This window comes from uncultured Christiangramia sp. (genome assembly GCF_913046405.1).
Lineage (GTDB): Bacteria > Bacteroidota > Bacteroidia > Flavobacteriales > Flavobacteriaceae > Christiangramia > Christiangramia marina.
The window spans coordinates 35,343-49,239 of record NZ_CAJWRQ010000009.1 but is presented as its reverse complement, the minus strand read 5'-3'; the positions used below and the strand labels follow the sequence as shown (position 1 = coordinate 49,239).

At 37.6% G+C, this 13,897-nt stretch carries 11 protein-coding genes; 7 read left to right on the top strand and 4 right to left on the bottom strand.

The genetic code is table 11. The annotated features are described in order from the left end of the window. Together dnaE and dinB are read right to left on the bottom strand one after the other, a co-directional pair. Nucleotides 1-2,881 (bottom strand): DNA polymerase III subunit alpha (gene dnaE / locus QZ620_RS02415; RefSeq protein WP_295178733.1); only part of this gene is annotated, 2,881 nt, incomplete at its 3' end. A 34-nt stretch (nt 2,882-2,915) separates the two neighbouring features. Further along, the gene (gene dinB, locus QZ620_RS02410) at nt 2,916-4,136 is read right to left on the bottom strand and encodes a DNA polymerase IV (protein ID WP_295178737.1); all 1,221 of its coding nucleotides are present in this window, start codon (nt 4,134-4,136) and stop codon (nt 2,916-2,918) included. Between the two features lie 130 nt (nt 4,137-4,266). Here dinB and QZ620_RS02405 point away from each other — a divergent pair, with 130 nt between their 5' ends. The 5 genes from QZ620_RS02405 (at nt 4,267) to QZ620_RS02385 (ending at nt 9,644) form a co-directional block, all read left to right on the top strand. Then, nucleotides 4,267-4,680: a (deoxy)nucleoside triphosphate pyrophosphohydrolase gene (locus QZ620_RS02405; RefSeq protein ID WP_366935418.1), complete on the top strand. Its 414-nt coding sequence runs from the start codon at nt 4,267-4,269 to the stop codon at nt 4,678-4,680. Continuing rightward, nucleotides 4,677-7,814 (top strand): DEAD/DEAH box helicase, encoded by a 3,138-nt coding sequence (locus QZ620_RS02400; RefSeq protein ID WP_295178729.1) that lies wholly within the window; start codon nt 4,677-4,679, stop codon nt 7,812-7,814. Before QZ620_RS02405 ends, QZ620_RS02400 begins: the two co-directional genes overlap by 4 nt. Nucleotides 7,815-7,823: 9 nt before the next feature. Further along, nucleotides 7,824-8,804, top strand: a complete 981-nt coding sequence (locus tag QZ620_RS02395; protein WP_295178726.1) for an HNH endonuclease — start codon at nt 7,824-7,826, stop codon at nt 8,802-8,804. A gap of 84 nt (nt 8,805-8,888) precedes the next feature. Further along, nucleotides 8,889-9,122, top strand: a complete 234-nt coding sequence (locus tag QZ620_RS02390) for a hypothetical protein (RefSeq protein WP_295178724.1) — start codon at nt 8,889-8,891, stop codon at nt 9,120-9,122. A 114-nt stretch (nt 9,123-9,236) separates the two neighbouring features. Next, the gene (locus QZ620_RS02385; RefSeq protein WP_295178722.1) at nt 9,237-9,644 is read left to right on the top strand and encodes a hypothetical protein; all 408 of its coding nucleotides are present in this window, start codon (nt 9,237-9,239) and stop codon (nt 9,642-9,644) included. Between the two features lie 69 nt (nt 9,645-9,713). Here QZ620_RS02385 and QZ620_RS02380 read toward each other — a convergent pair whose 3' ends face one another. Next, nucleotides 9,714-10,733: a hypothetical protein gene (locus QZ620_RS02380; RefSeq protein WP_295178720.1), complete on the bottom strand. Its 1,020-nt coding sequence runs from the start codon at nt 10,731-10,733 to the stop codon at nt 9,714-9,716. 190 nt (nt 10,734-10,923) lie between these two features. Next, complete coding sequence (ahcY, locus tag QZ620_RS02375) at nt 10,924-12,240, bottom strand: adenosylhomocysteinase (RefSeq protein ID WP_295178718.1); 1,317 nt, start codon at nt 12,238-12,240, stop codon at nt 10,924-10,926. 63 nt (nt 12,241-12,303) lie between these two features. Between ahcY and QZ620_RS02370 the strand changes: the two genes are divergently transcribed. Together QZ620_RS02370 and QZ620_RS02365 are read left to right on the top strand one after the other, a co-directional pair. Continuing rightward, entirely contained in the window at nt 12,304-12,948 is a 645-nt protein-coding gene (locus QZ620_RS02370) for a 4'-phosphopantetheinyl transferase superfamily protein (RefSeq protein WP_295178715.1), read from the top strand. Further along, on the top strand, nt 12,948-13,649 hold the full coding sequence (locus QZ620_RS02365) for a geranylgeranylglyceryl/heptaprenylglyceryl phosphate synthase (RefSeq protein WP_295178712.1): 702 nt from the start codon (nt 12,948-12,950) through the stop codon (nt 13,647-13,649). The genes QZ620_RS02370 and QZ620_RS02365 overlap by 1 nt, the downstream gene beginning before the upstream one ends. The last annotated feature ends 248 nt before the right edge of the window (nt 13,650-13,897 follow it).

Here is a 13,897-nt window from a genome sequence, read left to right as displayed (position 1 = left end):
AAACCACCTCACCATAACACAGGTAAATTCCTTTAGATCTTATAGGATACTTTTCGGCTACTGAAGGGAAAAGTACCACATCAAAAATGACTCCTTCAGGATCATAGAAAGTACCGAAATACATGTATTTGCCATTTGAAGTTCCGGTTTTTTTAGAGTTTACCAGGTTGCCATAGATCTCTATATTTTTCCCGATATGATCTTTTAGTTGCGAAGCTGTCACCACATTTTGTTTTAAAGGATCTTTCAGTAATTCAAAATGACTGCATAGGGGAAATCCCAGAAGTTCCATCTGGTCGTAAGCTTCGATCATTTTAGAAGCCTCAAATTCAGGCAATTCAAAATCTTTATGCTTTGGTTTAAAAAGTAGCGGCTGATTCGTTTTTGGTTTATTCTTATCCAGTTTGAAATAAGCTTTCCATAAAAGTTCGTGTTTGTCCATGCCGGTAAACCTGAAGGCGTTGATCTTCAGTAATAAGCTAAGTTGCTCAATAGAAATATGGATACGGTCTATAAAATCATCCAGCGAACTAAATTCTCCAAAGAATTGTCTGTTTTCCAGTATTTGCTGAATAGTTTTTGCTTCCAGCTCTTTAATATATCCAAAACCTAAATAGACGTTTTTTCCGTAGATGACATTAGGGTGGTCACTTTTATTGATACAGGGAGCGTGAATCGTGCCGCCCCAGCGTCTTATTTCCTGAATATAGGTTTGCAGATCATAGAAACCACCTCCATTGTTGATTGCTGCGACCATAAACTCCAATGGAAAATATTTCTTCAGGTACAAACTCTGGTAGCTTTCCACAGCGTAGGAAGCAGAGTGTCCCTTCGGAAATGCATAGCCGGCAAAAGAAGAGATCTGTTCCCAGACTTCATCGATCAGTTTTGGTTCGTAACCTTTAATATTACAATTTTCACGAAAGGTATTCTCGATCTTTTCCATTTGCCCCCGGGAAGTTTTTTTTCCACTCATCCCTCTTCGTAATACATCTGCATCATCCAGGCTCAAACCGGCAAAATGGTAAGCGACTTTCATTACATCTTCCTGATAAACCATCACGCCATAAGTGTCGGGCATGATCTCGTACATTACCGGGTGCGCTTCCTTTCTTTTTTCAGGAAAGCGATGTCTTAGAATAAATTCATCCTTCATTCCAGCGCTGGAAATTCCTGGTCTAATTACAGAACTTGCTGCAACCAGGTTTAGGTAATCCCGGGTTTGTAGTTTTGTAAGTAAACCTCGCATGGCAGGGGATTCCACGTAAAAAACTCCCATACAATCGCCGGTTGTCAGCAATTCGTTAATAGCAGGATCTTCTTTAAAAGCTTTGATATTTTCGATATCCTCTAATTTGGCGTCTGGCTGATTCTGTTTTACGATCTCGATGGTATCGGTGATTTTTGATAGTCCGCGTTGGGCAAGAATATCAAATTTATGAATGCCTACTTCTTCAGCAATGTTCATATCGATCTGCATCGTCCGGAAGCCTTTGGGAGGTAAAAACGTAGCAGCATAATTATGAACCGAATCGTCCAGGATCAAAATTCCGCCGGAATGAACACTCAAATAGTTAGGAAAGCCTTCTATGAGTTTGCTGTACCGGATCACCAGTTTCTCCAGATGATCCAGGTTGTTATAAGTGTAGAAACCAGAAGCGAGCTTATCGATATTTTCTTTAGGCAAACCAAAAACCTTCCCAAGTTCACGGGCAACCGCGCGCTGTTTGAAAGTAACATAAGTACCCATAAGCGCTGTATTCTTATACGTGCCAAAAATATAATCTGTAATATCATTACGGTCTTTCCATGAAAAATCAAGGTCAAAATCTGGGGGAGATTTCCGGTTAGGATTTATAAAACGTTCAAAATAAAGATCAAGTTCTATAGGATCCACATTGGTGATGCCAAGAATATAGGCAACGATAGAATTCGCACCACTACCGCGTCCTACAAAAGGATAATTTTGTGAACGCGCATAGTCAACGATTCCCAGGTTGATAAGAAAATAAGAAACAAACTCAAGCCTGATGATAGATTCCAGTTCTTTTTCAACCCGAGTGTAAACTGCCCGATTTGCATTTGGGTATTTTTTAGGAAGTTTTTCGTAGGTGAGCCGCCGGATCATATCTGCATCCTCTTCAATAGTGTTTCGATAGACCTTTAAATTCCGGTTCTGTCCTTTTCCGAAGTCATAATGCACCTTGCAAGCGTCCATAATTTGTTGTGTATTTTCCAGAATATGAGGGAAATCTTCAAAAGCGACTTCCATTTCCCTTTTGGGATACATTTTATGTGAAGCTTTTCCCTGCTCTGTTTCAGGAAGCTTGCTAAGCAGCAAATTATTGTCGATCGCCCTTAGTAAGCGGTGCGCATTAAAGTCCTTTTTATTCCGAAAGCTGACCGTTTGTAGAATAACCAGTTTATCCTTCAGATTTCTGTATTCTGAAAACCTTAGTTTCCCGATCTCTTCTTTGGAAACTCCTATATATTCATTGCTTCTGAAATTTTTACGTTTTTGTTCCACCACTTTTCCGAAGGGATAAATGATAAAACAATCGGGTAGTTGTGGAGCTACCGTTTCAAAATCTTTCTTTTCATGAAGGTGATTTGAAAGATGATCGTTTAGCTGAAGGAAGCCAGCATTGTTTTTCGCCAGTCCAATATATTGTTGCTCGGCAGCATTTCTAAAGTCAATTCCCAGAACCGGTTTAATTTTGGTTCCATTGGTAAGCCTTAGAAACTCCAGGCAGGCAGAAGTATTGTTGATGTCTGTAATAGCGAACTGCCAGATATCGTTGGAGTAGGCGAGCTCACACAACTCCCTGATGGGAAAAGTCCCATATCGCAGTGAATAGTATGTGTGGCAGTTTAAATACATCAATAATCTTTTTATACTTCAGAATAGATCATCATTATTGTTTTCTATGAGCAAGAACGATTGGTGGCTCCCCGTTAAAAGGATTCTTCATTCTGCCGATGGTTTTCGCATCCATAGCAGCAGCACGCATGACCGCATGTTCACCAAAACGATTTTTGATCTTATCCAGGGAATTGTAGAGATTCAGCATATCTTCAGAATCATCAAAAAGATTGATCTGGTAGTGACCACCCACGAGTCCGCTAAACTTGACCCCAATCAACCTGATGAGCAGGCGCCTGCTGTATAGTTGTTTAAAAAGTTCCTCGACCTTAGGAATTAGAATATGATCTGCACTGGTATACGGGATCCTTACCTGTTTGCTGTAAGTTTGAAAATCTGAATACCTGATCTTTACACTCACTGTGGAAACAAGTTTATTTCCCCGGCGAAGCTGATAGGCGAGACTTTCTGCCATGGCAACCAGCGTACCATGCAAACGGATCATATCGATAGTATCCCGGTTAAAGGTTCTTTCAGTTGAAATAGACTTGCGCTCGTGAAACGGAATGATAGGAGGATTGTCGATCCCGTGAGCACGTTTCCATATAGTACGGCCATTCTTACCCAAAACGCTCTCTAAAACCTCTACAGGCATCTTCTGAATTGTCTCAATCCTACGAACGCCGAGATTTAAAAGTTTCTGAAATGTTTTATTCCCGATCATCGGGATCTTGTTCACTGCAAGCGGAGCAAGAAATGTTTTTTCTGAACCTGCTTCGATGACTTTCTGGGCATAAGGTTTGCCTTCGCCGGTAGCGATCTTGGAAACTACTTTGTTGGTGGAAAGTCCGAAGGAAATAGGTAAATAAGTTTCTTTTTTGATAGTTTCCTGAAGTTCTTTAGCAAACTGGGTGATCCCGAAAAACCGATCCATTCCCGTGAGATCTGCATAGAACTCATCTACGCTGGCCTTTTCAAAAGAGGGAACTTTGCTACGAATAACTTCGGTTACCTCATGGGAGAATTTGGTGTATGTGGAAGCATTCCCTTTGATCACGATAGACTGAGGGCAGAGTTGCCTGGCAACTTTCATAGACATCCCGGAATGTACTCCAAACTTGCGAGTCTCATAACTGCAGGCTGCTACCACACCGCGATCTCCCAGGCCGCCTACGATAAGGGGTTTATCATTCAATTTGGAATCCAGACGCCTTTCTGCGGAAACAAAAAAGGTATCAAGATCCAGGTGTATAATTGATTTCTCTAATTTCATAATAGGAATAAATCCATTAAATAGGAATAATTCCAAAATTATAAATTTTATCTGGTTTATGATGTTGAGGGAGCGTTAAAAAGAAATGGAAATTTTGAAATTGAATGTTGAATTAATACTGTAATTTTAATTGTCAAATAATCGAAAGTTCAGTTTGATTCAAGTTACTTGCGCCTTGATAGAGGATAATCATAGAGTATTATGCGCGCAACGCAGTAAGAATATGAGCCATCCTTTGAAATGGGAATTTCCAGGTGGGAAACTTGAAGCTGGAGAAACACTGGAGAATTGTCTCAGGAGAGAAATTAAAGAAGAACTGGGATTAGATATTAAAGTTATACAACGTCTCCCTTCCAATATCCACAAATATTCTGATAACAAGATTATAGAACTTATTCCATTTCGCTGTTCCCTACAAACTTCAGAAATTATTTTAAAAGAGCACTCTACAATAGAATGGTCAACCGTATTCCAATTAGAAAAATTTGATTGGGCGGAAGCAGATATTCCAATTGTTAAACATTACATACAAACTTTTAGATGAGTTTTGAAACAGGGCTATACGAGCAGTTAATTAATAAGCTTATTAAAAATAAGTTAGAGTCACTTGACTGCCAAGAATTTCATATTAGTAAAACAGCGTTAGACAAAGAGGAAGCATCCCAATATCTAAGTCTTTATTTGTCAGAAACAATTCGTTTTGCTTTAAATGAAATTAAAGACAAGGATAGACCCTTGAAGCAAATTGAGATATCTAATAAGATCATAAGTTTATTGGCTGCAGAGCTTAAAAATTTAGATTTAACCAACAATCTTATAGAAAATGAAGGAAAGATACTGGAGGCCGTATTTTCAAAATCTAATTTTCCTTATTCCAATCTAAAAGATAGACTCAAAAAAATTACACCCTATACTCGCCTAAGTCAAAGTGAACTTTTCACAGGAAATAATACTGGAATATCTTTAGAAAGTGAGATTAAAAAAGAAATTCTTTCGGCTGATTCTATATGTTGGTTAGTATCATTTATTAAATACTCAGGAATTCGAATTTTTAAAAAGGAACTTGAAGAGTTCACGCATAGTGGTAAAAAATTAAAAATTATCACAACGTCCTACATGGGTGCAACAGATGCGAAAGCCGTAGAATATCTATCTTCTTTACCTAATACTGAAATCAAAGTATCCTATAATGTAGAGCATGAACGATTACATGCGAAGGCATACTTATTCCTGAGAAATTCAGGTTTTCATACAGGTTATATAGGCTCATCTAATCTCTCGAGATCTGCCTTAACCAACGGTCTAGAATGGAACTTGAAAGTGACAACCCAAGAGATCTCTCATATTATAGATAAGTTTCAGAAGACATTTGATACTTACTGGGAAGATCCAGAATTCGAAAATTATAATAACGGTAGAGATAGAGAGAAACTAATTAGTTCCTTAAAAAGACAGAGTCTTTACGGCACAAATCAAATCACTACATTTTTCGATCTAAAACCTTATCCCTATCAGGAAGAAATATTAGCCAAGCTCGATTCTGAAAGGATTATTCATAAAAGAAATAAGAACCTGGTGGTGGCTGCAACAGGAACCGGTAAAACAGTCATTTCTGCTTTCGATTTCAAACGCTTTAGAAATTCAAATCCAAATACAAAATTCCTATTTGTTGCGCACCGAAAAGAAATTCTAGAGCAAGCCCAAAAGACGTTTCAACATGTATTACGAGACTCTAATTTTGGGGAATTGTGGGTAGGAGGCTATGAACCCGTAAAGTATGATCAGCTCTTTGCTTCTGTTCAAACTTTGAACAGTCGATTAAAGAACTTAGAGATAGATGAGAGCTTCTTTGATTATATTATAGTAGATGAAGTACATCATATCAAAGCCGATAGTTATAGACCAATATTAAGAAGATTCAAACCTGAAATACTTTTAGGCCTTACCGCTACACCTGAAAGAATGGATGGTGGTGATATTACTGAAGATTTTCATCATAAAATTGCAGCTGAAATTCGGCTTCCTGAAGCATTAAATAGAAAGTTATTATCTCCATTCCAATATTTCGCACTTTCCGATTCTATTGATTTAACGAATGTAAGTTGGAAAAACGGCAGATACGAGATTAAAGAATTAACTAAGCTCTATACTGAAAATGATAGGCGGGTTGGGGATATCCTCAAAAATTGTGATGAATACCTTACAGATGTTCATGATGTGCAAGCTTTAGGTTTTTGTGTGAGTCAGGACCATGCAAAATATATGGCTGATAAATTTACAATTGCTGGGTTGAAAGCAGATTACCTAATAAGTGGGAATAGCTCCAATAGGGCAGTTTTGAAAGATAGACTCAGTAAAAAGGAAATTAATTACTTATTTGTCGTTGATATTTTTAACGAGGGTGTTGATATTCCAGAAATTGATACGGTCCTATTTTTGCGTCCTACCGAAAGTCTAACGATATTTTTGCAGCAATTAGGAAGAGGACTTCGCTTAGCCGAGAATAAAGATTGTCTTACAGTTTTAGATTTTGTAGGAAATGCAAAACCAGAATATGATTTTGAACATAAATTCAGAGCATTAATTGGGAGAACACATACTTCAATTATCAAAGAAATCGAAGACGAATTCCCGCATTTGCCACTAGGCTGCTCGATTATTTTAGAGCGGAAAGCTAAAGATATAATACTAAACAATATTAGAGAAGCTACGGAATTTAGAAGACCAGAGCTTCTTAGAAAAATTCAAAACTTCAAACATCATTCTTCAAGAATTCTTACTATAGATAATTTCTTAGATTTCCATCATCTAGAAATACAGCAAATTTATAAAAAAGGAAGTTGGAAAAGACTTTGTGCAGATGCCGGTATAATCCAGCAATTTGAAGAACCTAATGAAAAAGAAATATCAAATTTTATAAGTAGCAGGTTGATACATTGCAATTCAGTAAGTTACCTCACTTTTATAAAGCAACTGTATAATAATAGTTTTGAAGTTTCTAAGGATTCTGAAATAGATCATTTGAAAACTTTGATGCTCCATTATGACATATGGCAAAAATCTGGTCCAGACCTCAATTTCGACGACTTACAGTCAAGCTTGAATCAAATCAAGAAAAATCCTGTAATGATTCAGGAAATCGTGGAAGTTGTTGATTATTGTCTAAATAGGATAGATTTTATTGAGAAACCTATTAATCTTGGATTCCCATTCCCATTAAAAATTCATAGTCGTTATAATCGTAACCAAATTCTTGTAGCCATTAGAAAGCATAAGTTTGACAAGGCTAAACCAAGTAGGGAAGGAGCATCTTATGAAAAATCTATAAATACTGAGGCATTGTTTGTCACCCTTAAAAAGTCTGATAAGGATTATTCACCTACTACTATGTATGAGGATTATGCATTAAATAAAAATCTATTTCACTGGCAGACTCAAAATAGTGCATCTCCAAATACATCAAAAGGACAAGCGTATATTCAAAGTGAAAAAAACGTCCTATTATTTGTGAGAGAACAAGCTAAGGATGCGTATGGATTTACGATGGGTTATGTGTTTTTGGGAGAGGCAATATTTCAAAGTCATTCAGGTGAGAAACCCATGAATATTGAATGGAAATTAGAGGAGCCAATGCCGCCGTCTATTTTAAAAGAGAGTCAGAAATTAGCTGTTGGATGAACTTGACTTATGATTGAAGAATCTATTGCAAAATATTTAACTTACTTCAAGAAATTGAACCGCGGTTATTCTAAGAATCTTGGCCGTGCGCCGCATAAACCAATTTTACTGCTTTCAATTCTTCAATTGATTCAAGGTGGAAGTATTGATTCCACTAAGATATTTATTACTCCAGAATTAATCTTGGCCTTCAAAAGAAATTGGAAACAACTTGTAGATACTGGTCACACTGCTAATTTCTCTCTTCCCTTTTTTCATTTGAAATCTGAACCCTTTTGGTACTTAATTCCCAAAGCTGGTGGTAAAATTTCAGTTACAAAATCAAAGAGTATAAAAAGCTTCAAGTATCTAAAAGAGAATTTGGCATATGCTGAGATAGACAAAGAGTTGTATGTTCTATTACAACATCCAATTTCAAAAACATTGTTTGAACAATTTATTTTGGATCAATATTTTACTTCAACAAAAAATCAATATTCAGAACAACAAAAAACCAATGAGGAAAGTTTTATCGAAAATTCCATTCTAAATGAATCATCTGAGATCTATCAGAGTCAAATTATCAGCTTAAGAGAACGCCTAAAAGATGACGAATTCGAGGAGGAAATTTTCGTTCGGGGCGGGCTGTTCAAAAGAACAATTCCAAAAATATACGAATATACCTGTTGCATTTCTGGACTTAAGATTGAGACCAGTAATAATGTTCAAATGGTTGATGCCTGCCATATTTATCCATTCAGCCTTTCTAGTGATGACACAGTTCCTAATGGTATCGCATTGTCTCCAACGATGCATAGAGCTTTTGATCGAGGGCTGATCACAATTAATTCAGATTATATAGTTCGAGTTTCACCAACCGTAGACGATCAAAACTCAGAGTTTTCAATCACCCAATTCGATGGTAATCAAATTATGCTTCCTAGAGAAGAACGTTGGTTTCCATCTCTACAATCGCTAAGGTGGCATAACAAAGAAGTCTTTCAACTATAACAACCGATATTTCGTAAAAATTTGATCGAGATTATAATCAATCTATTTTTTTCGTAACTTAATAATTCATTAATACCCAGGATTATGAAAGGATCTTCAGGAAAACGCGGACTCATAAAAAAATATGCTACAGATTTTATCTTTTCTGAAAAAACCAGGTTTGTTCTGGATGGCACCGGATTTCGCAATCCTTCAGAAGAGCCGGGATCAAAAATTATAAAATTCAGATTTGATAATTCAGGTGCAGATAAAGCGACCAAACCCGTCTTTCGTTGTATCTATAAAATGATGAGAAAATTTAATCTATCCTTAAATTAAGCGCTTTCAGAAAATAGAAAATTAACTCTTAGACATAAAATAAAAAATACTATCTTCGTTTGTATGGAGGAACCCGAAAATCCTGAGAGTAGGGGAAACACTTAATCTAACCAAATGAAGTTTAAATCTTTACTAATCATTGCCATCGCTGCAATGACATTGTCCAGTTGCTCTTTTAGACTGGTTGACTTTACCGTAATTAGTTCAAAAAATGTAAATCTTGACATCGATAGAGCTCAGGGTGTAAAAACTGAGGGTAAAAAATCTTATTTTCTAGGAATTGGATGGAATATTAAAGATGCTATGGATGAAGCTTTGGAAGAAGCAGGTCCTGAGTATGACATGCTAATTGATGGTGTGGTAAGATACACCAGCTATCCTTTCGTTTCGGGAGTGACTGTAGAAGGTACTGCTGTAAGCACTAAAGCAATGAAAGCCCGTATGGGAGAAGCAGGTTTCCAGGACTGGTTAAATGGCCAGAACGTACTTTCTGAAGAAACTGCGGTAGTGATTCCTGAGTGATCATTCGGAATTGAAAACAAAAAGCCCGGTCATACGACCGGGCTTTTCTTTTGAAACTAAAAAACTAAATTAGTCTTCAAAATATACTGCAGATACTCCAGAAAGCATATTATTCACAGCTGGAGTTGCATTTCCGCTTGCATTTGATGCATCATCAAAAGCTAGTACTCTACCACCACCATTAGCAAGTTCAGCAACATAGATCATATCAGAATCTGCATCGTAAGCAACATTTACCGGGTTACCCAATAAAGTAGCTGCTCCAGAAATTCTCATTTGATCTGAAAGACCTAAAGTTGCAGCATCCATTGTATTATTAAATTTACTGTCAAAGTCAGTAATTACATGAAGTCCACCATCAGCATCAGATCCTGCATCTCCAATATCTGTAAGTACCATCGTCCCACCATCATAGTCTAAACCATGAGTTCTCACGATTCCTTCTACCATAACAGTTTTTGTAGCGCTCACCATTCCGTCTGTATTATTAGACAGGAAGTTGTCGAAACTAGCTAGCATATTTGTAGTATCTACAATCGCGTACAATGTATTTCCAACAAACTCGATACCCCAAACTTTAAAGTCTACGGTTACTGTGTTTCTTAGTGTGAAACCATTGTCTTCTTTACTATAGATATAAAATCTACCATCGGCAGTGGTGTCATCACCATCAACATCGGCATTATCTGCAACTACGATAAGGTCACCATTAACAGCAACATCTCTAGGGCTCATTAGATCACTAGAGCTCATAAACTCTGCAGATACTGTAGACATAGATCCATCCCACATATCAACATCTCCATAATACTGAAGTTGTTTAGGGTCTCTGGAAGCTACGATTAAAGAACTGTCATCTTCGTCATAAAAAATTCCTTCAGCATCTGTTGAAGAAGTATTTACTGTATAAGAAGTACCATCATCAAGATTGTACTGTACTACAGATCCAGAATGTGTGGTAGCATATAACATTGCAGAATCCATCTCCACGATATCATCGGTCATGTCATCATCATCATCTGAACATGAGGTGAATCCCAACATAGCGGACATCGCTATAAATAATAAAGGTTTTTTCAAAATTTTCATAAGTAACTTTTTTATTGATTACATGAATACTTACGAAACATACCAACTCCGGTTTTCTGAATAGAAGCTTTTAACTCAGGATTAAGCTTTTTAACTCAGGCTTGTTAAACTGAAATTAAAATATGAACTGAATTAACAAAAAAAGCCTCTGCGAGGGCAGAGGCTTTTGTAATCAACAAGTGGTTAATTTCTAGTACCTGTAGTATTCTGGCTTGTATGGTCCTTCAACCGTTACACCAATATATTCTGCCTGATCCTGTTTAAGTTCAGTTAGTTCAACTCCAATTCTTTCCAGGTGAAGCTTGGCAACTTTTTCATCAAGATGCTTAGGTAACATATAAACTTCGTTATTATACTTATCTGTATTATTCCAAAGTTCCATCTGTGCCAGGGTCTGGTTTGTGAAAGAATTACTCATCACGAAACTAGGATGTCCAGTTGCACAACCTAAATTCACCAAACGGCCTTCAGCAAGAAGAATGATATCTTTCCCGTTGATAGTGTATTTGTCAACCTGTGGTTTGATCTCTACTTTAGAACTTCCGTGGTTTTCATTTAACCAGGCAACAGCGATCTCGTTATCAAAGTGACCAATGTTCGCTACGATAGTTTTGTCTTTCATCGCCTCGAAATGCTCTCCACGTACGATGTCTTTATTTCCTGTGGTAGTAATGACGATATCTGCTTTCGGAAGAACAGTTTCCAGTTGTTTCACTTCAAAACCATCCATTGCTGCCTGTAATGCACAAATTGGATCAATTTCAGTAACAGTTACAATAGAACCAGCACCTTTAAAAGATTGCGCTGTTCCTTTTCCAACATCACCATACCCACAAACAACAACTCGTTTACCAGCTAGCATCACATCTGTAGCACGACGAATCGCATCTACTGCACTCTCACGACAACCGTATTTATTATCGAATTTTGACTTGGTTACTGAATCGTTTACGTTGATCGCCGGCATTGGAAGCGTTCCATTTTTCATACGCTCGTATAATCTGTGAACACCCGTAGTTGTTTCTTCTGAAAGTCCTTTAATTCCCTCAGCAAGTTCAGGGTATTCGTCAAGTACCATATTGGTAAGATCTCCACCATCATCAAGAATCATATTAAGTGGCTTACGATCTTCCCCAAAGAAAAGTGTTTGTTCGATACACCAGTTAAATTCCTCTTCAGTCATTCCTTTCCATGCATAAACAGGAATACCGGCAGCAGCAATAGCAGCGGCTGCATGATCCTGAGTAGAAAATATATTACATGAACTCCAGGTTACATCTGCCCCTAGTTCTACCAAAGTTTCGATAAGAACTGCAGTCTGGATCGTCATATGTAAACAACCCGCAATTCTGGCACCTTTTAAAGGCTTGGATTCCCCAAACTCTTTACGTAATGCCATAAGTCCCGGCATTTCAGCTTCAGCAAGTTCAATTTCAAGGCGGCCGTATTCGGCTAGCTCAATATCTTTGACTTTATAGGCGGTATACGGTACTGTTTTAGTTGACATATTATTATATTTGAATATTAGCAATTTTAATGTCGCAAAAATAAGGAAAAGCTTAGAAAATATATGCCTCTTTATAAAACAATAACAGTTGATGAACGTACTAAAGTCTTCATTTGGAAGGTGGAAGAGTCTTTTGATTGGCTCGCAAAAGGGATCGATCTTACAGCACATTGTCAAAAAAGAGTAGACGATATGAAATCTGAAATTCACCGTCGTGGATTCATGAGCATTAGACATTTGATGGCCGAGGCAGGGTATACAGATCATGATCTTTATTATGACGAAATAGGGAAACCCCATCTTCGGGATGACAGGTATATTTCCATTACTCATTCATTCAATTTCACCGCGATCATTATTAGTAATCGCGATGTAGGGATTGATATTGAAAAGCAACGGGAAAAGATTCTAAAGATCGCTAACAAATTTACTCCGCTTAACGAATATCATACCTTGGCGAATGAAGACGCGTTGATACGGAAGCTTACCATTGTCTGGGGTGCCAAGGAATCTGTTTATAAATTGATTGCCAGGCCTGGAGTTGGTTTTTTACAGCATATCAATGTGACCGACTTTGATTTCGACGATTCCAAAACTACTGCTCATGTGAGATACCATGAACTGGATTCCTGGTATGATATCGATTTCCTCGAATTTGAGAATTTCACCTGTGTTTATGCCCTTTCTTCTACCGTAAACAACAAGTAATGCACGAAGTACTCAGCTATTTGCAGGATATACAGCAAGCTTTTGTAGAGAATAGAAAGTTACTTGCGATCCTGATAGATCCCGATAAATTTGATGAGCAACAGGTTGATGATTTTTTTCAAAACCTGCCTTGTGAAACAACCCATATTTTAGTTGGAGGCAGTACGGTGGAACATGGGAGAACCTGTGCCGTGGTCTCAGCTATCAAGTTGGTAAGCAGACTTCCGGTGATACTTTTTCCTGGCGATTCTTCTCAGATCTCTTCGGAAGCAGATGCGTTGCTTTTTCTAAGCTTGATCTCGGGGAGAAATCCTGAATTTCTAATCGAACAACAGGTGCGCTCTGTGGAGAAGATCAAAAGTTCAGATCTTGAAGTGATTCCTACTGGTTATATTCTCATTGATGGTGGCAGGGAAACTTCAGTTCAAAAAGTAAGTAAAACCATTCCTATCAATCAGAAGGATCTAAAGCTTGTTGTAAATACCGCGCTGGCAGGACAGTATTCGGGAAAGAAATTAATTTATCTTGAAGCTGGAAGTGGCGCAGAATACCCGGTTTCTTCGGAAATAATTAAGGCGGTGTCTTCCAGTCTCGAAATCCCCGTAATTGTTGGAGGAGGTATTCGAAAGCAGCAGCAAATGCACAATGCCTATAAATCTGGTGCGACAATGGTGGTCATGGGAACTGCTTTTGAAAAATAGTCTTTCGTTCTTGAATTAATGAAACTTCGGAAAATATTGATTGTTTCAGTTTTTTAATTCTTCTGAAGATCGCACTTCGACAGGCTCAGTGCAACAATTTGTTTCAGATTTTATGCTATCTAAATTTGTATTGGTGCACCGGTTATAATTTTTCATTTCTTCAGAAGACAGCACTTCGACAGGCTCAGTGCAACTACAGATGACACCTTTTAATTGAACATGATTATTCTAGCCGATTGACTAAAGCC

Bases quoted from the DNA above. Each gene is read 5' to 3' on its own strand.
- ahcY (WP_295178718.1), bottom strand. From the start codon at position 12,240: ATGTCAACTAAAACAGTACCGTATACCGCCTATAAAGTCAAAGATATT.
- QZ620_RS02400 (WP_295178729.1), top strand. From the start codon at position 4,677: ATGAGTTTTGAAACAGGGCTATACGAGCAGTTAATTAATAAGCTTATT.
- QZ620_RS02365 (WP_295178712.1), top strand. From the start codon at position 12,948: ATGCACGAAGTACTCAGCTATTTGCAGGATATACAGCAAGCTTTTGTA.
- QZ620_RS02395 (WP_295178726.1), top strand. From the start codon at position 7,824: ATGATTGAAGAATCTATTGCAAAATATTTAACTTACTTCAAGAAATTG.
- QZ620_RS02390 (WP_295178724.1), top strand. From the start codon at position 8,889: ATGAAAGGATCTTCAGGAAAACGCGGACTCATAAAAAAATATGCTACA.
- QZ620_RS02370 (WP_295178715.1), top strand. From the start codon at position 12,304: ATGCCTCTTTATAAAACAATAACAGTTGATGAACGTACTAAAGTCTTC.
- QZ620_RS02385 (WP_295178722.1), top strand. From the start codon at position 9,237: ATGAAGTTTAAATCTTTACTAATCATTGCCATCGCTGCAATGACATTG.
- QZ620_RS02380 (WP_295178720.1), bottom strand. From the start codon at position 10,733: ATGAAAATTTTGAAAAAACCTTTATTATTTATAGCGATGTCCGCTATG.
- dinB (WP_295178737.1), bottom strand. From the start codon at position 4,136: ATGAAATTAGAGAAATCAATTATACACCTGGATCTTGATACCTTTTTT.